Annotated in this window: 19 protein-coding genes; 7 read left to right on the plus strand and 12 right to left on the minus strand. The window is 57.8% G+C overall.

Annotation, left to right across the window (positions count from 1 at the left end):
* Positions 1-260 precede the first annotated feature (260 nt).
* The 3 genes from HDF15_RS11725 to HDF15_RS11735 all read right to left on the minus strand — a co-directional run bounded on the left by HDF15_RS11725 (position 261) and on the right by HDF15_RS11735 (position 4924).
* Positions 261-2519 carry a Tex family protein gene (locus HDF15_RS11725; RefSeq protein WP_184255715.1) on the minus strand — a complete coding sequence of 753 codons (2259 nt, stop codon included), beginning with the start codon at positions 2517-2519 and terminating at the stop codon, positions 261-263.
* 231 nt (positions 2520-2750) lie between these two features.
* Entirely contained in the window at positions 2751-4094 is a 1344-nt protein-coding gene (locus tag HDF15_RS11730; protein WP_184255717.1) for a replication-associated recombination protein A, read from the minus strand.
* Positions 4094-4924 carry an RNA methyltransferase gene (locus tag HDF15_RS11735; RefSeq protein WP_184255719.1) on the minus strand — a complete coding sequence of 277 codons (831 nt, stop codon included), beginning with the start codon at positions 4922-4924 and terminating at the stop codon, positions 4094-4096. Before HDF15_RS11735 ends, HDF15_RS11730 begins: the two co-directional genes overlap by 1 nt.
* A gap of 98 nt (positions 4925-5022) precedes the next feature.
* Here HDF15_RS11735 and HDF15_RS11740 point away from each other — a divergent pair, with 98 nt between their 5' ends.
* Together HDF15_RS11740 and HDF15_RS11745 are read left to right on the plus strand one after the other, a co-directional pair.
* Entirely contained in the window at positions 5023-5667 is a 645-nt protein-coding gene (locus tag HDF15_RS11740) for an L-threonylcarbamoyladenylate synthase (protein WP_184255721.1), read from the plus strand.
* A gap of 56 nt (positions 5668-5723) precedes the next feature.
* Positions 5724-6392, plus strand: a complete 669-nt coding sequence (locus tag HDF15_RS11745; RefSeq protein ID WP_184255723.1) for a YdcF family protein — start codon at positions 5724-5726, stop codon at positions 6390-6392.
* 115 nt (positions 6393-6507) lie between these two features.
* Here the strand turns inward: HDF15_RS11745 and HDF15_RS11750 are convergent, their stop codons facing one another.
* From HDF15_RS11750 to lnt, 4 genes are all read right to left on the minus strand, one after another.
* The gene (locus HDF15_RS11750; protein ID WP_184255724.1) at positions 6508-7230 is read right to left on the minus strand and encodes a sterol desaturase family protein; all 723 of its coding nucleotides are present in this window, start codon (positions 7228-7230) and stop codon (positions 6508-6510) included.
* Positions 7231-7234: 4 nt separating this feature from the next.
* Positions 7235-7426, minus strand: coding sequence for a hypothetical protein (locus HDF15_RS11755; RefSeq protein ID WP_184255725.1), 192 nt, complete (start codon positions 7424-7426; stop codon positions 7235-7237).
* Positions 7427-7801: 375 nt separating this feature from the next.
* Positions 7802-8936, minus strand: a protein-coding gene (prfB, locus tag HDF15_RS11760; protein ID WP_184255726.1) for a peptide chain release factor 2 whose coding sequence is annotated in 2 segments (ribosomal slippage) — positions 7802-8866 and positions 8868-8936 — 1134 coding nt in all. Because the reading frame shifts where the segments join, the coding sequence is not laid out codon by codon here.
* Between the two features lie 5 nt (positions 8937-8941).
* Positions 8942-10540, minus strand: coding sequence for an apolipoprotein N-acyltransferase (lnt, locus tag HDF15_RS11765; protein ID WP_221314395.1), 1599 nt, complete (start codon positions 10538-10540; stop codon positions 8942-8944).
* 250 nt (positions 10541-10790) lie between these two features.
* Between lnt and HDF15_RS11770 the strand changes: the two genes are divergently transcribed.
* The gene (locus tag HDF15_RS11770) at positions 10791-11132 is read left to right on the plus strand and encodes a hypothetical protein (RefSeq protein WP_184255728.1); all 342 of its coding nucleotides are present in this window, start codon (positions 10791-10793) and stop codon (positions 11130-11132) included.
* 329 nt (positions 11133-11461) lie between these two features.
* Here HDF15_RS11770 and HDF15_RS11775 read toward each other — a convergent pair whose 3' ends face one another.
* Positions 11462-12109: a class I SAM-dependent methyltransferase gene (locus HDF15_RS11775; RefSeq protein WP_184255729.1), complete on the minus strand. Its 648-nt coding sequence runs from the start codon at positions 12107-12109 to the stop codon at positions 11462-11464.
* Between the two features lie 229 nt (positions 12110-12338).
* Here HDF15_RS11775 and HDF15_RS11780 point away from each other — a divergent pair, with 229 nt between their 5' ends.
* The gene (locus HDF15_RS11780) at positions 12339-13256 is read left to right on the plus strand and encodes a hypothetical protein (protein ID WP_184255730.1); all 918 of its coding nucleotides are present in this window, start codon (positions 12339-12341) and stop codon (positions 13254-13256) included.
* A gap of 8 nt (positions 13257-13264) precedes the next feature.
* On the opposite strand, the gene menC is transcribed toward HDF15_RS11780, so the two are convergent.
* From menC to mazG, 3 genes are read right to left on the minus strand one after another with little or no spacing between them, the layout of a single operon-like run.
* Positions 13265-14368: an o-succinylbenzoate synthase gene (gene menC / locus HDF15_RS11785; protein WP_184255732.1), complete on the minus strand. Its 1104-nt coding sequence runs from the start codon at positions 14366-14368 to the stop codon at positions 13265-13267.
* 27 nt (positions 14369-14395) lie between these two features.
* Positions 14396-15160, minus strand: coding sequence for a GNAT family N-acetyltransferase (locus HDF15_RS11790; protein ID WP_311733085.1), 765 nt, complete (start codon positions 15158-15160; stop codon positions 14396-14398).
* Positions 15161-15180: 20 nt separating this feature from the next.
* Positions 15181-16065 carry a nucleoside triphosphate pyrophosphohydrolase gene (gene mazG, locus HDF15_RS11795; protein WP_184255985.1) on the minus strand — a complete coding sequence of 295 codons (885 nt, stop codon included), beginning with the start codon at positions 16063-16065 and terminating at the stop codon, positions 15181-15183.
* Between the two features lie 7 nt (positions 16066-16072).
* Here mazG and HDF15_RS11800 point away from each other — a divergent pair, with 7 nt between their 5' ends.
* From HDF15_RS11800 to HDF15_RS11810, 3 genes are all read left to right on the plus strand, one after another.
* Complete coding sequence (locus HDF15_RS11800; protein ID WP_184255736.1) at positions 16073-16288, plus strand: DUF3311 domain-containing protein; 216 nt, start codon at positions 16073-16075, stop codon at positions 16286-16288.
* A gap of 83 nt (positions 16289-16371) precedes the next feature.
* Positions 16372-18450, plus strand: a complete 2079-nt coding sequence (uvrC, locus tag HDF15_RS11805) for an excinuclease ABC subunit UvrC (protein WP_184255738.1) — start codon at positions 16372-16374, stop codon at positions 18448-18450.
* 10 nt (positions 18451-18460) lie between these two features.
* Positions 18461-19048 carry a hypothetical protein gene (locus tag HDF15_RS11810; RefSeq protein ID WP_184255740.1) on the plus strand — a complete coding sequence of 196 codons (588 nt, stop codon included), beginning with the start codon at positions 18461-18463 and terminating at the stop codon, positions 19046-19048.
* Here the strand turns inward: HDF15_RS11810 and HDF15_RS11815 are convergent.
* Positions 19026-19247 carry a hypothetical protein gene (locus tag HDF15_RS11815; RefSeq protein ID WP_184255742.1) on the minus strand — a complete coding sequence of 74 codons (222 nt, stop codon included), beginning with the start codon at positions 19245-19247 and terminating at the stop codon, positions 19026-19028. The two genes, HDF15_RS11810 and HDF15_RS11815, sit on opposite strands and share 23 nt — an antisense overlap.
* Positions 19248-19361 lie beyond the last annotated feature (114 nt).

Raw genomic sequence — 19361 nt, forward strand, 5'->3', positions numbered from 1 at the left:
ATCGCACATATGCGCACACGAAGTTTGACAAGTAGAGACGCATGCTTTCGTTCTTGTTGTTCTGAGATAGATTGCCCCTGAATCGCAAACAGAACCTAAGGCATGTTATCCAATAGCGCGAAGCGCGTTCCCTGACGCTTCAGCGTCAGGGAGACGGAGGGAGCCGTAGCCTTTAGGCTACGGAATAAGGCCAGGCAAGAATTGGGCTTTAGCCCCGGGCCTCTTGTTCGCAGTCGACAAAGGCCCGGCCTAAAGGCAACTCAGTTCGCGCTTACCCGCCACTTCGTAGAAAGCGCCGCCAGCTTATCGTCCATCGAAGCCACCGGCTTCGGCGACGCCGGCCCCTTGGGCTTTGGAGAGGAAGGTGCTTGAAGCGCCTTGATCGACAGCGCAATACGCTTCGTCTTCGTGTCCACCGTCAGCACCTTCGCCTTGACGATCTGTCCAGCCTTCAAGACCTCCGACGGGTCCTTGATATAGCGATTCGAGATCTCGGAGATATGCACCAAACCATCCTGGTGAACGCCGATATCGATAAAGGCCCCGAACTTCGTCACATTCGTAACGACGCCTTCCAACACCATGCCCGGCTGAACATCCGACAGCTCGCGCACCGACTCGTTGAACGACGCCGCCACAAACTGATCGCGCGGATCGCGGCCTGGCTTCTTCAGCTCTTCCAGAATGTCCTGAAGAGTGAACGTACCTGCTGAAAAGTCCGTTGCCTTCACCTTTGCCAGCAACTGAGGGCTGCGGATGAGTTCGGCGACAGGCGTATCGAGCGAACTGGCAATCTGCGCAACCAGGGGATACGACTCCGGATGCACGGCCGTGCTATCCAGCGGCTCATCGCCATTGCGAATACGGAGAAACCCCGCCGCCTGCTCAAACGTCTTCGGCCCGATACCCGGCACCTCATGAAGCTGCGTGCGCGAACGAAAGCGCCCATTCGTATCGCGGAAGCTGACGATATTGAGCGCGATGCGTTCGCTGACACCTGCGACATAGCGCAACAGCGTCCACGAGGCCGTATTGAGATCGACGCCCACACGGTTCACGCAGCTCTCGATCACCGTCTCCAGCGACTGCTGCAACTGACGCTGGTCCACGTCATGCTGATACTGCCCCACGCCAATGGACTTGGGGTCGACCTTCACCAGTTCGGAGAGCGGATCCTGCAGCCGCCGCGCGATGGAGATCGCTCCACGAACGGTAAGGTCCAGATCCGGGAACTCCTGCCGCGCGATATCGGAGGCGGAGTAGATACTCGCCCCGGACTCCGAGACCGTCACCCGGAAGATGCCGTCGATCTTCTTCTCCTGAAAAAAGTCGCGAACAAAAGCATCGGTCTCACGGGAAGCCGTGCCGTTCCCAATAGCGATGGCGCGAACATTATGCTTCGCCACCAGCGCCGCCAGCTTCTGCGTGGCCTCGGTCGTTCTGCCGGTGTGGGGATAGATCACATCATGCGCCAGGAACTTGCCCGTCTCATCCACAATCGCGATCTTGCACCCGGTACGCAGGCCGGGGTCGATGCCCAGCACTCCGATAGGACCAGCCGGCGCCGCCAGCAGAAGGTGCTGCAGATTCTCACGGAAGACCTGGATCGCATCCGTATCGGAGCGACGCTTCAACTCCAGTCGAAGCTCACCCTGGATCGACGCATTGAGCAGCCGCTTCCAGCAATCCTCAATGGCGAGATTGAGCTGGGTTGTCCAGTCCCCTTCCGCACGCAGAATGCTGGAGCGCAGCACCCCCATGATGCGCGGCTCTTCCAGCTCGATGAGCCAGTACAGGACACTCTCCGCTTCGCCACGTCGCACCGCGAGCATACGGTGCGAGGGAATCGTCTTCACGGGCTCGCGATACTCGTAGTACATCTTGAACTTTTCCTGCTCGTCCTTCGCATCGAAGCTCTTGCGGCTGACGATCAGGCCCTCTTCGAACATCAGGTGACGCGCCGCCTTGCGAACCGCCGCATCTTCGCTGATGAGTTCCGCCACGATGTGGCGCGCGCCTTCGAGCGCGTCCTCCACGGTAGCCACTTCTTTCTCAGGATCGACGAGCGACTGCGCCAATTCCATCAAGCCCTCAGCCGCAGGCGTCTGCGCCCAGATGTACTGCCCCAGCGGCTCCAATCCCTTCTCACGAGCGATCGTCGCCTTGGTGCGGCGCTTCGGCCGATAGGGCAGATACAGATCTTCCAGTTCGCTCCGGTCCAATGTCGCGGCAATACGGGCCTTCAGATCGTCGGTAAGCTTTCCCTGCTCCGCGATAGAGGCAAGAATCGTTTCCCTGCGCGAAACAAGCTCGCGGAAATAAGCGAGCTTCTCCTCCGTGTCCCGAATCTGGACCTCGTCGAGGTTGCCTGTCGCTTCCTTGCGGTAGCGGGCGATAAAGGGGACAGTCGAGCCTTCGTCCAACAGCGACATGACGGCGAGAACGCCGTGCAGAGGCAGGTTGAGAGTTTGCGCGATGTGAAGGAGAATCTGGGGGTCAAGCGATGTGAGGGCAGCCATGTTCACCCCTATGGTATCGAGTCGGAGCGAGGAAAACCCGGCCTATCCGTCAAAGCCAATGCCTGCACAACATACCAGCAGCCGCATCGATGGCTGTTGCCTGTTTTATGCCTTTGCATGTTTCGTCGTTGTGTGTTTTTGCCGTTGTTTGTTTTTCGTCGTCATCCTGAAGCGTAGCTGAAGGACCCCCGCATTTTGCGCCACCTCAGCAGCAGAGGAACCACCACGCAGCTACTTCGCCCGCTTCGCTTCCCGTATCCGAGCAATCTCATCCATCCGCTGCGAGAGCAGCTTCTCACGCCCCTCCTGTGTGGGCTGATAGTACCGGCGATTAGCCAGCGACGGCGGCAGACACTCCATATCAGCGACACGCCCCTCAACATCGTGCGCGTACTGATAGTCCTTGCCATAATCCAGCTCTTTCATCAGCTTCGTCGGAGCATTCCGCAGGTGCAACGGCACCGGCTCCGCAGGACGCGACTCAATATCCGAACGCACCGCCCCAAACGCCGTATAGACCGCGTTCGACTTAGGCGCCAGCGCCAGATACACCACCGCCTGCGCCAGTGCGAGCTCCCCCTCGGGAGACCCCAGAAAGTGCATCGCATCGCGCGCCGAGAGGCACAGGTTCAACGCTTCAGGAGCAGCCAGGCCAATATCCTCAACGGCCATGCGAACCACGCGCCGCGCGACGTACATCGGATCTTCGCCCGCAAATAGCATCCGCCCCAGCCAGTAAAGCGCCGCATCCGCATCCGAGTTGCGCACGCTCTTATGCAGCGCCGAGATAATGTCGTAGTGCTGCTCGCCCTTCTTGTCATACAACAGCACACGCTGCTGCAGAGCCTCCGCCGCAAGCGCCCTGGTCAACAGTTTTTCGCCGCGACCCTCCGCCAGCTTCGCCCCAACTTCGAGCGCATTGAGAGCGTTGCGAGCATCGCCGCTCGAGTAAGACGCAATCGCCTCCAGCGCCCCTTCTTCAACCTCAAGCTGCAACGCGCCCAGACCCCGCTCTCCGTCCTGCAAGGCCCGCTGCAACAGCGCCACCACCTCATCCTGCCCCAGGGCGCGCAGCGTATAAACGCGGCAGCGTGACAGCAGCGCTGCATTGATCTCGAACGAAGGGTTCTCCGTCGTCGCTCCGATGAGGCGAATCGTTCCGCGTTCGACATAGGGCAGGAACGCGTCCTGCTGCGCCTTGTTGAAGCGATGAATCTCGTCCACAAACAGGATGGTGCGCGAGCCGAACTCCGCAGCCTTCTCAGCCTCGACCATCACCTGCTTGATCTCTTTGATGCCCGAGAGCACCGCTGAAAACTCGATGAAGCTGGCCTGCGTCTCCCTCGCAATAATCTTCGCCAGCGTCGTCTTGCCGACACCCGGAGGCCCCCAGAACAGCAGCGAAGCCGAGTCGTCGCGCTCAATCTGCAACCGCAGCGGCATGCCCGGTCCCAGCAGATGCTGTTGACCGAAAAACTCATCCAGCGAGCGCGGACGCATGCGCTCAGCCAGCGGTGCGGTCTTCACCACTCGCTGGGCACTTCGTTCCGGTAATCCTGTATCGAAGAGGCTCATCACAATCCCTTGCTTAGATGGATGCGCCCGGAGGCCTCATGGAGGTTCTGCCGGAACGATTCATACATCAGCGTCGATCCGGCGATCGCCGCATTCAACGACTCAACGGAGCAAGGAATATGCACCTGCTCATCCGCCAATTCCAGCGCGGCCGCCGACAATCCAGCCCCTTCATTGCCGATCATGAGCGCACAGGGCGCCAGAAGCCTCGCCTGCATCACGGGCGTCGCTCCGGACGAACGAGCCACAGCAGCATAAAGCCGAACGCCCTCTGCCCCAAGCGCAGCTTTGATCTCACTCAAAGGTCCACGCACGACGGGCATGCGAAACACCGACCCAGCAGAAGCGCGCATAGCCTTGGGGTTCCATTGATTGACTGTCCCCGGCGTCACATACACCCGGCTAACAGAAAAGGCCTCAGCGGAACGAATCAAAGTACCAAAGTTACCGGGGTCCTGAATATCTTCCAGCACGAGGCACACCTCAGATTTTTTTGGCGCCTCCAGAGACAGAGGCTGCGTAATCCTGAAGGTCGCCGCGATTCCCTGCGGCGAAGCGGTATCCACCGCGCTCTCGAAGACATCCTTGCTCAACACGGCCCAGCTCTCGGCCTGCAACCCCTTCAGCGATGGGCGATCCAGCGCGCCTTCGCTTCCCTCGCGAACATACACCGTGTCGAAGACGACCCCCGACCGCAGCGCCTCGCCGATGAGGTTCTCCCCTTCAACTCCGAGGAGCTCGCCAGGCAAAGAAGACTTTCCGCTGCACGCCGCGCGCAGAGCTTTTACGCGGGCATTCGTACGGCTTGTAATGGGTGGCGGCAAGGTCATCGCGATTCCAAGTGTATCCTTGGTTCATCTTCACGTGCCGTCGTGCTATAAGCGAAGACAGGGCAAAGACGCTCTCCACGGAAAACAAGGGACCCATCGTGACGGCTGAAATTCTCCGCATCCATCCTGACGAACCGGAATCCGCACACATCGACCGCGTCGTGCAGCACCTTAACAGCGGCGAAGTCGTTGCGCTGCCCACCGACACCTTCTATGGCCTCGCCGTCGATCCCGTAAATCTTCGCGCCGTCGACCGCATCTACGACCTCAAGTCGCGCGCCCGGCACAAACCACTGTCGCTGCTGATCGCCGACGTCGCACAGGCCTACGAACTGGCTCGCGGCATCGACACTGCGTTCGACCGCCTCGCCGAGCGCTTCTGGCCCGGCCCCCTCACCATCATCGTGAAGGCTGGCAGCAAGCTGCCGTTGCGCGTGACAGCCAACACCGGCAACGTCGCGCTACGCGTTCCGGAGGCCCCCATCTGCCGCGCGGTCGTGGCCAAGCTGGGGCTTCCCATCACGGCGACCTCCGCCAACCTGCGCGGCCTGCCGGAGTGCTCCTATGCCGGTTGCGTGCGCGACCAGTTCGGTGACAAGATCCCGCTGATCGTCGACGGAGGTCCCACCGCCCGTTCGATGGCCACCACCATCGTCGACCTGAGCGGCGGCGGAAACTCCTGGATGATCCTCCGTGAGGGCGCCATCCCGACCCACGAGATTGCGCTCGCCTTGCAACAATGAGGACCCCGTCCATTGGCTTCTGAAGCCGTCTCGCGGCATACTAGAACTTCCCTACCATGACGAACGCGAACAGTCCCGAGACGAAGAGCCCCGCCGGTCGGAGATTCCTGCGCTGGCTTCTCTTGATCCTGCTGCTGGTGGCTGTCGCCTGGTTCGGCTGGGTCTATCGTGAGATCAGGTTCACCGCTGACATAGACAACGCGCAGACCGCCGATGCGATCGCCGTATTCGGCGCCGCGGAGTATGCCGGACGCCCCTCCCCCGTGCTCCACGCACGCCTGGACAAAGCCGTGGCGCTGTATCAGCGCGGCATCGCCCCCGTGGTTGTCACGCTGGGCGGAGGAGGCGACAAGGACTCCGGCAACACCGAGGGCGGCGTAGGACGCGACTACCTGCTCGCCAACGGCGTGCCCTATGACAAGATCATCGCCGAGACGGAATCCTTCGATACCGAGCAACAGGTAGAGAAGCTTGCCCTGATCGCAGAACGAGAGCACTTTCGCCACATCGTCGTCGTAAGCGACGGAACGCACCTGTTTCGCATCGCGCTGCTCTGCCGCCGCGCGGGATTGCAGGTCTACACCTCGCCCCGTGCCCCACTCGGACACATCGACGAACTGGACGAGGCCCAACGCATCATGCACGAGATGCTCAGCTACACGGCCCTGCGGTTCGGCCTGCACGCCAGCTGGATGCATCGCTGGCTGAACGGCAGAGCGGACTAGCCTCCCGAGTCCTGAGCGAGTTTGCCTTCTCTTTTGCTTTTGTCTTTCTTGTTGTCATTCCCGCAGGGAATCTGCTTCCCGTTGCCCCAGCAACCCCGGCGATCTCTTCCGCGCTCTAATTCTCCCTCTGCAACGTCCCAAAGACCCGATCCCAGATGGTCGTATAAAAACCAAAGTTATACCGAAGATCGGCATGATGCCGTGCATGAAAGGAGCTGGTTCCTACCTGCTGTATCAGAGGGTTCCGCATCCACTTTGCAGGAAAAGGTTCCACGCCGGCATGTCCCAAAGTCCCCCAAAGAATATTCAGGCTCAGATAAACCAGGATCGCCACAGCCGATAGGTGAAAAAGCAAAAGCGCGGAGAGAAGCAATGCGCCAAATCCGATCACTTCAAACGGATTCAATACAAACAGGCTGATCGGATTCATCGACTCATGCGTGTGGTGCGTCTTATGAACGATCTTGAAGATCCCCGGATGATGAACGATACGATGAGTCACATACATCCCCGCATCCATATAGAACAACAGCAGCACGACATCGAACACCATTCTGGGCCACGACGGAAAGGTGATATGAATCCATCCGGCCTTCCATAGAAACCACCCGGCGATAGATACGCCCGCATTCAACAGAACACAGCCGATTGCAAGATAGATATCATGCGCGATGAGCGGCTGTGGCGCAGCAAAGACCGTTCGCTTGCGGAAACAGTAGCCAAGCAGCCAGCAACCCGTGATACTCGCGATGGCAATCCCCAAATTACTCACGACGCTAAAGAGCACCCATGACGCCGGACTTTGGAGATAAAACCAGTCATACAGAGTCTTCACCATAGGCTCATCCTACGGAATCGACCCTACTGCCTGCAAAGCTTAAACGCCGCACCTGGACACTTAGAATCCTCCCCGAATCGTGCAGAGAGGCAGTTGCTTTTGCTTTTGCTGTTGCTGTTGCTGTTGCTGTTGCCTTTGCCTTTGCCTTTGCTTTTGCTTTTGCTTTTGCTTTTGCTTTTGCTTTTCTGGTTGTCATTCCGAGCGCAGCGAGGAACCTGCTGTCTCCCGCTTTTTGTCAGTACGACCACAAGCGTTGTGTGTTTGTTCAAACCTGTTCTGCGTTTCAGCTCACGTGTTCCTGGGCGATACGAGCGAAGAACGGGAGACAGCAGGTTCCTCGCTACGCTCGGAATGACAACCAAAAATGCAAATTCAAAAACAAAGGCCACCGACTTCCACGCGACCTGGAAGATGACTCAGATCTGAGCCTTGGGTACATCCATGTCACAGTCGAGTTTAGTCGTAAATGCAGGGGACACGATATTCCTCCCGCGACGCTTACGACACTGACCCATCGTGGAGAGAAGCTGAATACTTTTCTCAGCGATGGGTCAGTGTCGAATGACATCTGTCACCCCAGATCGTCGTCCGCCACCGCCGCCGGTACGCCGCCCTCGCGACGCATCTTGAGATAGCCCCGAATAAAAGGCTCAAGCTCGCCATCCAGCACCCGATCGACATCACCGACCTCTACGCGTGTCCGCAGGTCCTTGGCGATGCGATACGGCTGCAACACATAGCTGCGAATCTGCGAGCCGAAGTTAATTTCCAGCTTTGAGTCTTCCAGCTTGCGGCTGACAGCCTTCTTTTTATCGAGTTCGTACTCATAGAGGCGTGACCGCAGCATCTTCATCGCTCTCTCTTTGTTCTTATGCTGGGAGCGCTCATTCTGGCAGCCTGCAACAATACCCGTCGGAAGATGCGTGATGCGCACGGCTGAGTCCGTCGTATTGACGTGCTGGCCGCCCTTACCACCCGAGCGATAAGTATCGATACGCAGATCGTCAGGCTTGATGTCGATCACGATGGAATCGTCGATCTCAGGCGAGACAAAGACGCTGGCAAAGCTCGTATGGCGGCGCTTGGCCTGATCGAACGGAGAAATACGTACCAGCCGATGTACCCCCGTCTCACCCGCAATTAAGCCGAAGGCAAAGTCGCCCGTAATGGTAAAGGTCGCGGACTTGATGCCCGCTTCATCCCCATCCTGCAGTTCGTTAATCTCGGTCTTGAAGCCCTGCCGCTCCGCCCAGCGCAGATACATGCGCATCAGCATCTCAGCCCAGTCCTGGCTCTCGGTTCCTCCAGCTCCTGGATGTACCGTAATAATGGCATTCAGGGAATCGTTCTCTTCCGAGAGCATGGTCCGCGATTCCAGAGCTTCGGAGAAAGCTACCAGGGAATCAATCTCACGCTTGAGATCCGGTTCAACCGAGGCTTCGCCCTCACGCATCAGGTCAAAATAAGCGTCTATGTCCTCGCCGCGGCGTGCCAGCTCCGCATCGTCGGCCAGTTGCGATTCAAGCCGCTTCCGCTCGCGCATCAACGGCTGCGATCTCGCAGCATCAGCCCAGACCGCCGGGTCGGCGATCTTTTCTTCTATAACGGCAAGCTCTTTTTTGAGGCGGGACGAGTCAAAGATACTCCCGCAGGTCGCGCACTTTCTCACGGACCGGGGAGTAAGCAAATTCAAGATCATTCAACATAAGAACTAGTTTACTGCTCTTCGCCCCATAAAACTCATGGCCAGCATCGCGGCGCTTACCAGGGCACATATCCAGGCAAACCAATCGCCATGCCTGGTATAGAAAGTCAGCTCTTCCCGATAGCCAAAAGCGACCTCGATCGAGCCCCGGATATGGCGTGGCATACTCGCGGTAATACGGCCATAGGGATCAATCGCAGCCGTAAGTCCGGTATTGGTCGCGCGTAAAACCCACCGGTTATTTTCAATGGCGCGCATCCGAACCATGTCCAGATGCTCCCATGGAGCGCTCGTATCGCCGTACCAGCCATCGTCCGAGATATTCACCAGCACCTGCGAGCCATCATCTACAAAGCGACGGATATCGTCACCAAAGATCGATTCATAACAGATGAAGACACCATATTTTTTGCCCCTGGTCTCGAATAAACTCCGCTGCAATCCGGGCACGAACAACAGATCGTCAAGCAGATGACCCACGAAGAAAAATAACGGCTTGTAAGGCGTGTATTCCCCAAAGGGCACAAGATGCATCTTGTCGTAGCGCCCGGCACGGCTTCCGTCGGCAGCAAAGAACGTCGAAGAGTTATAGACATGCCCGAGCCCATCGCTATCGCGCGGCGCCAGGCTTATATCGTTCACAATCACCGAAGTACCGGAGCGTCTGGCTACCTCGCCCATGGCCTGCAGAAAATAAGGATCGCCATCCCTAAACGCTGTTGGAGCCTCAGGCCAGGCAATCATATCCGGCGTTGAAGAAGAATTCGCCGTCCCACCATGAATGCCCAGAGTGAATTGAGGATGCAGACTTAGATCCGTAAAGGAGGCTAACATCTGCGGTTCCGTCTCTGGAGTCGCAGGTGCTTCCGCTCCGATGCCGAGGTTCTCCTGCAATAAAACGGCTCGCGCTGTCGCCTCTGAACTGGCTGACGGCGACCCATGTCCCGCGACCAATGTTGTCACAATCGTTAACACGGCTGCGAATATTGGTCCGGCGTAAGAATTTTTACCCTGCCTGGGGAAGATTCTAGATACCCAGAGAATATTGACCAGCACAATCACAAAGGACAGCCCGAAGACGCCTGTCCACGGGGCTAAACGGGTAACCGTAAGATTGTCGACCTGGGTATAACCCAACAGATCCCAGGGAAATCCCGTGATGCGAGCCCTGGCAAATTCCACGCCCACCCATACGAACGGCACGATCCAAAGTACTGTCTGTGGCGAGAATTTGCGATGAAGGAGGCCCACCAGCCAGCTAAAAAGTCCGTGATAGAGACCGACATATAACGAAAATAAGACCAGAATTCCGAACGCCGCGACACTGGGAATGCCACCGTAAAGATGCATGGTCCGGTAGACCCAATAGCAATTTCCCATGTACCAGAAGAAGCCACAGATATAGCCGAGAAGCGCTGTTTGAGCGGGTTTCAAGCGATTTCCATGAGTATCTTTACCCAGCAGCGCCATGAGTAAAGGCACCAGGCAAAACCAGCAAAAAACTCTACGCCAGGAAGGTACAGGTCCTGAAATCGGAAACGGCAGCACCTGCAGTAACGACGATAGAATCGCGAGTGTCCAGAGACGTAGAGGGATAGTCCGCATCGGTTTCGAGTCTAGCACTCAGAGTACGAGCAGACTGTCACGGGATTATTACGGCTTACCTGCACGAAGAAGAGGCGAAATAAGAACCAACTTATATGCGCCTTAGCGTTATCTCATACGTCAAAACAGAAAGAAGATCGTAATTTATCGATTGCAATTGTAGAATCGAAGATTATATGGTGTAAGTCCATCGCAGTTATGTCTAGCAACAGATACGATGGAATTAGAAAGAATGAATGGAGATTTCAAAATGGACTTCAATCGCATTGTGTCGGAGCTGGACGCTGAGATAGCACGACTGCAACATATTCGCTCTGCCCTTACGGCAGGCGCCGGGACAAGCACCGCTACCTCCAGCGTAGCCTCCACCGCTCTCGCCAAGAAGTCGGGACGTGGCCGTCCCAAGGGCAGCAAAAATGCTCCCAAGCCCGGAGCCGCCAAGGTCGCGCAGGTAGCAGCACCCAAGCCCGTTGCCGCAAAGGCCGCCAAGAGCGCAGGCAAGCGCAAGCTGAGCCCCGAAGGCCGCAAGCGCATCGCCGAAGCCATGAAGCGCCGCTGGGCTGAGCGCCGCAAGGAAACCGCAAAGAAGTAGTCTTTACCAGACAGACTTGGAACTACAAAGAGAGAATGGAACCCTGAAGGCTCAGGGTTCCATTCTCTCTTTGTAGCATTGGCGCTATCTCCAACCTTATGGCCACCAGGGCTAAAAATCGATGTCCGCGAAAACTATAGGGCTGGAGGCCTGATCTGTGAGATCGATCAGGCCTTCAGCCCTGAGTTTGTATTTGTTCTCGTTCAGCCCAGATTACAGCGCAGCTTCAGCGCTGAGTACGTACTAGCTCCGGAGATGAATTTCCCTGGAGGACAAGAAAAACGAAAGGATCGCGCGGCCACTGATTCTGGACACATTGCAATCCATTACTAATGGATTGCAATCACTTCGCGCACATTATCCTTCCCCAGAAAGAAGCGCACTCTGCTGTATCCCTCCAGAAACTTCTCGATCTGGCGGGTTTGATAGACCGCCTGCACCGGAAAATTCCCTGAATTCAGCACGATCAGGTTCTCGCTATCCGTGAGCTGATAGCGGGAAAAGGCAGTCCCTGGCCCGTCAAGACGGCCATGAAAGAAAGCCAGCAGGCTGCCATCCGGACGAAGTACCTGGCGCAGCCTCTGAAATAAAGCCGGAACCAACTGTGGTGGCAGGTAGTTTGCGGTATCCCAGAGAAGAATGACATCGAAGTCTCGCTGCGAAAAATCGAGGTTGGCGGCGACAAAGGCGTCCGTATCGAACTCCGGCTGGCTTCCCTTCTTCGCGTCGGGCTCAGCCGGCTTCAACCATTCCGGCCGCGCCGCATCCTGCACGATGTTCGACATATAAACGCTATGTCCCAGAGAAGTCAGATAGTTGATATTGGCCGGCGAGGTCGCGCCGAAGTCGAGTACCCGCAGAGCTTCACTCGCCTTCATAAGCGTGAGAATATCGTTCCAGCCTCGAGAATGACGAGTTGAACTTTCTCCAGTCCCATTACCACCGGAGTCCTTACCTTTTTTGAAGAGGTCAAACATGGCTAGCTTTCCAGAGTCGAAAAGACTCTCAGGCTTTTCCTTCCGTCAGCGTAACAGTGCCTTTCACAAGCCCCGTCGTTTCATTAAACTTTATGGCGTGACCGCTATCCCCTAAGGGTTACAGTAGCACTGAGCCGAACTATACCCAAGCAAATGCGGAAGTACAATCGTCTTCTGCCCAAACTTATGCGTCTAAGCTTTACAGCGAGGCTTCTGCAGATTGAGATTTTTGACACGACTTTCATTGCCGCAGGTGGAATCCGGAAGCTTTGCAGCAATTTTGCTTCTATTTTGCAGCGCAACTCTCCCTGCTTGCCTTTCCGGCATAGCTACCCGGGCGTTCGCACAAAATCAGACCTCCGTAGCGCTTCCTTCTGAGCCACCACGGTTCTGGATCGAGCAGGCAGCAGCCAATGAGCAGCACATCATCGAAGCTGACGGCACCTTCCCGCTACGCTATCGTCAGCGCAAGGTCGACGCCAAAGGCGACACCACGCGTGAGATCATCGAAAGCCGGGAGGGCGCCGTTGCGCGACTGATCGAGCGGAATGGACAACCCATCACCGCCAGCGAAGACACCGGCGAGCGCCAGAGGCTGGCGGACGCGCTAGCCTCTCCAGCCGACTTCATCAAGCACCACAGGCGTGACTCCGGCACACGCTCCGACGTTCTTAGCCTGGTTCGGCTGATCCCGCAGGCCATGACCTTTACCTATGTCCCCGGACAGCCGCAACCTCAGAACGCAACCTCGCGGCAGATTGTGATCGACTTTCAGCCTGACCCCAAGTTCAAGCCACCAACCATCCTCTCCAGCGCACTTACAGGCCTTGCGGGCCGGTTCTGGATCGACGAGAGGACGCACCAGCTAACGCGTGGCGAGGCGCATGTTCTCCATACCGTCGACTTTGGCTGGGGGATACTCGGCAGCATCCATCCGGGCGGCACCGTGGAGTTCGAGCAGGCTGATGCCGGCAACGGCCGCTGGGTCTACTCGCATCTGGATGAACATCTGGTCTTTCGCGTACTGGTCAAGACCGTACCCGAAAACACGCTGATGACGAATACAAACTTCCGTCAGCTACCAGCGCAGATCTCCTATCAGGATGCCATTCACATCCTGCTGGCGATGCCCATTCCCCTGAAGTAGAACAACGCCTACAAGCTGCGCCACCGCACGGTAATGGCTTCGATGCGATCGCGCTGAATCTCAAACCCGCGGCCTGGCGTCGTTGGCACAGTGATCTCGCCCTTCGCGCTCACCGTTACCTCCGGCTCGATAATGTCCTGCGCCCAGTAACGCTTCGAAGCAGACACATCTCCCGGCAATAAGAAATTCGGCAGCGAGGAGAGCGCAATATTGTGCGCGCGGCCGATCCCTGTCTCCAGCATGCCCCCACACCACACCGGAACACCAAACTCCTGGGCCACATCATGCACGGCGATCGCTTCCGTAAATCCGCCGACACGACCCACCTTGACATTGATGATCTTTCCGCTGCCAAGTTCGAGCGCTGCACGCGCATCGCGGCCGTTGCGAATGCACTCGTCCAAACAAATCTTTGTCTGAATTTGCTTCTGTAGGGTCGCATGAAAGTAGAAGTCGTCATACCAGAGCGGTTGCTCGATCATCAGCAGGTTGAACCGATCCCAGGCGGCAATCTGTTCGGCATCGCCGAGCCGGTATGCCGAGTTCGCATCGCAGCTCAACAAAATATCGGGCCAGCGCTTGCGCACCATCTCAAAGATCTTGTCGTCCCAGCCCGGCTTGCACTTCAGCTTGATGCGCTGATAGCCCGCCGCGACCTCGGTCTCGATCTTCTCCATCAGCTTCTCAGGCGTAGGCTGTATCCCGATCGACACGCCACAGGGAATCGTCGCCTGCGTGCCTCCCAGCAGCTTCGCCAGGGGAATGCCCTGCCGCAGCGCGTCGAGCTCCCATACCGCGTTCTCGAGCGCCGCCTTGGCCATGCGATGGCCGCGCACCTGCTCGAACAACGCCGGACAGTCGCGTCCGCCGGAGATCTCCTGGTTCAGCAGTCGCGGCGCAAGCTCCGTTTCAGTGATGTGCCAGGCCGTATCGACCATCTCATCGCTGAAGTAGGGATGCTCTCCCGCCACACACTCGCCCCAGGCGCTAAGCCCTTCGGCTTCGATCTCAATCAGCAGAATGCGGCGGCCCGTCGTGACTCCAAAGCTGGTCTCAAATGGAAAAGCGAGGGGCATGTTCACCTCGCGCATATGAATCGCGTCAATCTTCATCGTCTTCTCTCCTGCAAATCCAACCGCTCAATACAGATGCTGTTCGTTCCAGACACCCAGCAAAAACCGGCCATCGCCTTTTGGAGTGCGCTCATATCCGAGCACGGACAGCCCCCGTGCAAAGGCCGACTCCAGCGCCTCTGCATTGTGCGACTGGACCTCACGCGCAGCATCGCGCTCGCTAGTCGAGGCCTTCCAGGCGTAGATCTCAGCCGGAACCTCCACATGCTCGGTAGCCTTTATCACCGGCGCTTCTCCCGCCAGGACACGCGTCACGCGCTCTGAACGCAGCCACCACTCCGCATAGACGCGGTCCGTGGGCAGTCCCCCTTGCAGGGGCGAGCTGGAAGGGCCATAGAAGTCGCGCTGATAGCGTCGCGAGATAGCGCCCAGCTTCGAGATATTCAGGTGCGCGTTCTTGATCTCCAGCGGATCGAAGGTCCACTCCATCAACTCAAAGCCACGCGCCAGGGCATCTTCCCGCTGGGCAAGCTTGAGCTGCCGCCCGATCCCCGCGTTGCGATACTCTGCCAGCACCCCCACCATGTGCGAGTGCAGATAGGGATGGCCATTGCGATACGCCGGCAGTCCCATCGCAAAGCCCACGATGCGATCGCCGTCGAACGCTCCCAACACCTGGCCGCCAATACGCGAAGCGATCAAAAACATGCGGCGCGGAATCAGGTCACCGTCGCTGTAACCCCAAACCGCAAGCTGCAACTCTACACAGCGGTCGAACTGCGCCAACTCCGTGAGGGATTCAATATGAATCCGTGCTCCTGGCTGTTTCACTCCGTCCAATCCTTCGTCTCCTATGCTTTCGTCTCAGCGGCCTTGGCCTGGGCCCACAGCCGCTCTAACTCTTCCGGCTGCATGGCTTCCAGCACGACAGCCCCACCGGCCTCACGCTCCATCGCCGCAAAGCGTGCGCGAAACTTCGCATTGCTGCGCCGCAACGCCGACTCCGCATCCACCTTCAGATGCCGTGCCAGGTTCATCGCCGTAAACAACAGGTCGCCAAACTCAGCTTCGACGTTCTCGCGATGGTTCGCCTCGACCTCGACCATCAACTCCGCGATCTCCTCGTCCATCTTCGCGAACAGCCCCGAGCTATCCGGCCAGTCGAACCCCACCTTCGCAGCCTTGGAACCCAGCTTGCTCGCCTCCAGCGTCGCAGGCATCGAACGTGGAACATCATCGAGCATCGATTCAGCCGCCGGCTTGGCCTTCTTCTCTTCGAGCTTGATCTGCTCCCAGTTGCGCAACACCGCATTGGAGTCCGCAGCTTCGACAGCACCCCCGTCTTTCGGAGGAAAGATATGCGGATGCCGGCGGATCAATTTCGCATTCAGGTTCTCAGCCACATCGCGCAGATCGAAGTGCCCCGCCTCGCTCGCCATCTGCGCATAGAACAGCACCTGGAGCAGCAGGTCTCCAAGCTCATCCTTCAAATCAGGCCAGGCACGCCGCTCAATCGCGTCGAAGACCTCGTAAGTCTCCTCCAGCGTGTGCCGCTTGATCGTGTCGAAGGTCTGCTCACGGTCCCAGGGACATCCGTCCGGTCCGCGCAACCGCGCCATAATCGCGGCGGCCCGCTGCAGAGCAGCAGCCGTCTCCGTCAGGGTCTCTTCTCCGCCAATAGGCTTCAACTCATCCACATATTCCAGCTTACTTGAGCCGGGACAAAGTGATAGCATCCTGCCCATGTCCCTTCCCACCCCGCAAAAGGCTAAACGCACCGCCTGGTGGGTTGCCGTATTGCTGGCGCTCCCCTACCTCGGACTCTGCTTTCCGAAGCTCTATGCCCGCGCTACGCCCACGCTCTTCGGCTTTCCGTTCTTCTACTGGTACCAGTTCGCGTGGGTTTTGCTGACGTCTTTTCTGCTCTATCTCGTCTACCGCCAGTTCAAGTCGCGCTAGGCCCGCGCATCCTTCGCTGCTGTCGAGCGTCCAATGAGATTGCGCACGAATCACCGCGCGACGCTCTAAACTTGTCATAGTCCATGGATCTCTTCGAAAAAATTCGGACGCTGCCCACCGGCGCGGGCTGCTATCTCTACAAGAACGCCGAAGGCGAGGTCATCTACGTCGGCAAGGCGAAGAACCTGCGCGCCCGGGTGCGCAGCTACTTCCTCGAGGCCAACCAGCTCGCCAGCGCCAAGACCGGCTCGCTCATGCGCGAGGCCGTGGACATCGAATACATCCTCGTCGCCAACGAGCGCGAGGCCCTGGCACTCGAAAACAACCTCATCAAGCAGCGCAAGCCACGCTTCAACATCCTGCTGCGCGACGACAAGACCTACCCCTACATCAAGCTGACGCTCACCGACCGCCACCCTAAGGTCTTCGTCACACGCAAGCTCCGCAAAGACGGCTCCGCCTACTTCGGCCCCTACTTTCCCGGCAACCTCGCCCACCGGCTCGTCGACGTCATCCATCGCAGCTTCCTCATCCCGAGTTGCAAGGTCGATCTCAACCGTTATCACCCGCGCGCCTGCCTGCAGTACTACATCAAGCGCTGCCTCGGCCCCTGTGTCGAAGGCTTCGTCTCCACCGAAGAGTACCGGCAGGCCATTCGCGACGTGCAGCTCTTCCTCGAAGGCAAGCCCAGCGAACTCGAAGCCCGCCTGACCGAGCGCATGACCGCCGCCGCCGAGAACATGCAGTTCGAGCTCGCCGCACGGCTGCGCGACCAGCTCATCACCGTCAGCCAGGCCCAGGACCGCCAGCGAATCGCCTCCACCGACGACGAGGACGCCGACGTCTTCGGCTTCCACTTCGAGAACGACATGCTCGCCGTCAATCTCTTCCACATGCGCGCAGGCAAGATCGTCGACCGCCGCGATCTCTTCTGGGAGGACCTACCCGAACTCGACCTTCCCGCCTCTCTCCGCGGCGAAGACGTGGAACCCGAACTCGAACCCGATCCCTCTGTACCAGCACCAGAAATCTCCGAAGACAGCACCATTGCCGAAGAGCACTCAATCGTCGCCTCCCCCTTTGAAGCCGACCAGCCGCATGGCGAGGTCGCCGAAGCCTGCGACGAACCCACACTCGCTACTCGCTACTCACAACTCGCTGCTGGAAGCCCCTCTCAAAGCACCTTCTCCCCAGCCGCCTTCTTCTCGGCGCTGCTGAAACAGCTCTACCTCGACCAGGGCTACGTCCCCAAGCACATCTACGTCCCGGTAGACTTCCCGGACCGCGTCCTGCTCGCCGAGATCCTCCGCGAGCGCACCGGGCACAAGATCGAGATCGCCGCACCGCAGCGCGGAGACAAGCGTTCTCTCGTCGATCTCGTCTGCCAGAACGCAAAGCAGTCCTACGACCAGCGCTTCCGCGTCCTGCAGCCCAGCATCAAGAACATGCAGGAGGCCCTGCAGGAAGCCCTCACCCTGGCCGAGCCCCCCGAGCGCATCGAGTGCTTCGACATCTCGCACATCCAGGGCGCGGAGACTGTCGCTTCCATGGTCGTCTGGGAGAAGGGCGTGATGAAGAAGGCGGACTACCGCAAGTTCCAGGTCAAGACTGTCACCGGCGTCGATGACTTCGCCTCCATGCGCGAGATCATCCATCGCCGCTATAAACGACTGAACGAAAACAAGGAGCCTCTTCCCTCCCTCATCCTCATCGACGGCGGCCTGGGCCAACTGCACGCCGCCGCAGAAGCTCTCACCGAGATCGGCCTTACCACGCAGCCGCTCGCCTCCATCGCCAAGCGCGAAGAGATCATCTACGTCCACGGCCAGGAGGACGATCCCGTCGTCCTGGATCGCCGCAGCCCCGTGCTGCATGTCATCCAGAAGATCCGCGACGAGAGCCACCGCTTCGCCGTCACCTATCACCGCAAGCGCCGCCAGATGCGCGACCGCACCAGCGAAATCGACGATATCCCGGGCGTAGGTGCGATCACACGCCAACGCCTGCTGGAGCACTTCGGCTCCGTCCGCGCACTCAAACAGGCCGCCGAGAAGAATCCCGATACGTTGCTCTCCGTCGTAAATAAGGCGACTGCAGAAAAGATCAGGCGCTACTTCATCGAAGAAGTGCCTGAATCTCTTCCTACACTCAACATCCTCTAGAGTGGAAATCATGCGACACGAAAGCATTTACATCGATAGCCGGGATGCACCAGAAAAGCGCAGCAAGTTTTGCGATGATGGTGTAGAGCATCATTTCACCGAGGCCGCGATCATGATTGCCTTCGCCATGTATCTGTTTGACGAAGGCGCTTCTGAAGTCACTATTCACCCTGATGGGGAACATGTTAAAAGGCACGACCTCTTGCAGACATTGCATGCAAAAGGTTTCGTTATGGTCTCATCTACCGGATCAACAAACTATGGTGGATGCTACAAACGCGATCTTCATCTACTTACGGTGTCTCCGCGACCGGGGCTAGGAGATGTAACGGCGCTGCTAAACGAGAAACAGGTAGTAGCTGAATGCAAAGGTGGGATTACCAACACAAAACATGCCGGTCAAACTTCGCATTTACGAAAAGGATTGTGTGAAGTCATCGGCCAGCTAATGAGCCGCGACCCCGGTCACGAAAGACATATTGCAGTTGTACCCGATACGCTTACCACTAGGTCATTAGCCACGAAAATGAGGAGCCGAGCAGCAAGAGCCGGAATAGAGATAGCCCTCGTAACTGCTACAGGGAACGTTCATTTTTGAACAGGGAATAAACCGCCCGCTGCGTCAGCTGATCGTTGGACAATGGAGATTCATCATAACCCCGTACCCAGCGAATGTACCCCTTTGTTCCACCACGAGAAGCTATTACATCCTTCATGTTTCCAACGAACTGAAGAAGTGTAGCTATGGCTTTATCGGCACGAACAGATGCTTCGGCTTCATCCATTCCAATGTTCATCCCCATAGTCCTTCCCATGCTCATTTTAGCCCTCATTAAAGGCGATGCAAACAAACTACCATCAGCCTACAAACCAAATCCCTACTCAAAGGCACGGATTCAACAACAAATCCG

The sequence above is a fragment of the Granulicella mallensis genome (genome assembly GCF_014203225.1).
GTDB classification, from domain to species: Bacteria; Acidobacteriota; Terriglobia; order Terriglobales; family Acidobacteriaceae; genus Granulicella; species Granulicella mallensis_A.

Coding starts and splice junctions, on each gene's coding strand:
- HDF15_RS11730 (WP_184255717.1), bottom strand. CDS start 4,094: ATGAGCCTCTTCGATACAGGATTACCGGAACGAAGTGCCCAGCGAGTG.
- mazG (WP_184255985.1), bottom strand. CDS start 16,065: ATGCTATCACTTTGTCCCGGCTCAAGTAAGCTGGAATATGTGGATGAG.
- HDF15_RS11775 (WP_184255729.1), bottom strand. CDS start 12,109: ATGTTTGACCTCTTCAAAAAAGGTAAGGACTCCGGTGGTAATGGGACT.
- HDF15_RS11770 (WP_184255728.1), top strand. CDS start 10,791: ATGGACTTCAATCGCATTGTGTCGGAGCTGGACGCTGAGATAGCACGA.
- HDF15_RS11735 (WP_184255719.1), bottom strand. CDS start 4,924: ATGACCTTGCCGCCACCCATTACAAGCCGTACGAATGCCCGCGTAAAA.
- HDF15_RS11800 (WP_184255736.1), top strand. CDS start 16,073: ATGTCCCTTCCCACCCCGCAAAAGGCTAAACGCACCGCCTGGTGGGTT.
- HDF15_RS11815 (WP_184255742.1), bottom strand. CDS start 19,247: ATGAACATTGGAATGGATGAAGCCGAAGCATCTGTTCGTGCCGATAAA.
- HDF15_RS11810 (WP_184255740.1), top strand. CDS start 18,461: ATGCGACACGAAAGCATTTACATCGATAGCCGGGATGCACCAGAAAAG.
- uvrC (WP_184255738.1), top strand. CDS start 16,372: ATGGATCTCTTCGAAAAAATTCGGACGCTGCCCACCGGCGCGGGCTGC.
- HDF15_RS11725 (WP_184255715.1), bottom strand. CDS start 2,519: ATGGCTGCCCTCACATCGCTTGACCCCCAGATTCTCCTTCACATCGCG.
- HDF15_RS11750 (WP_184255724.1), bottom strand. CDS start 7,230: ATGGTGAAGACTCTGTATGACTGGTTTTATCTCCAAAGTCCGGCGTCA.
- HDF15_RS11745 (WP_184255723.1), top strand. CDS start 5,724: ATGACGAACGCGAACAGTCCCGAGACGAAGAGCCCCGCCGGTCGGAGA.
- HDF15_RS11755 (WP_184255725.1), bottom strand. CDS start 7,426: ATGACAACCAGAAAAGCAAAAGCAAAAGCAAAAGCAAAAGCAAAAGCA.
- menC (WP_184255732.1), bottom strand. CDS start 14,368: ATGAAGATTGACGCGATTCATATGCGCGAGGTGAACATGCCCCTCGCT.
- lnt (WP_221314395.1), bottom strand. CDS start 10,540: ATGCGGACTATCCCTCTACGTCTCTGGACACTCGCGATTCTATCGTCG.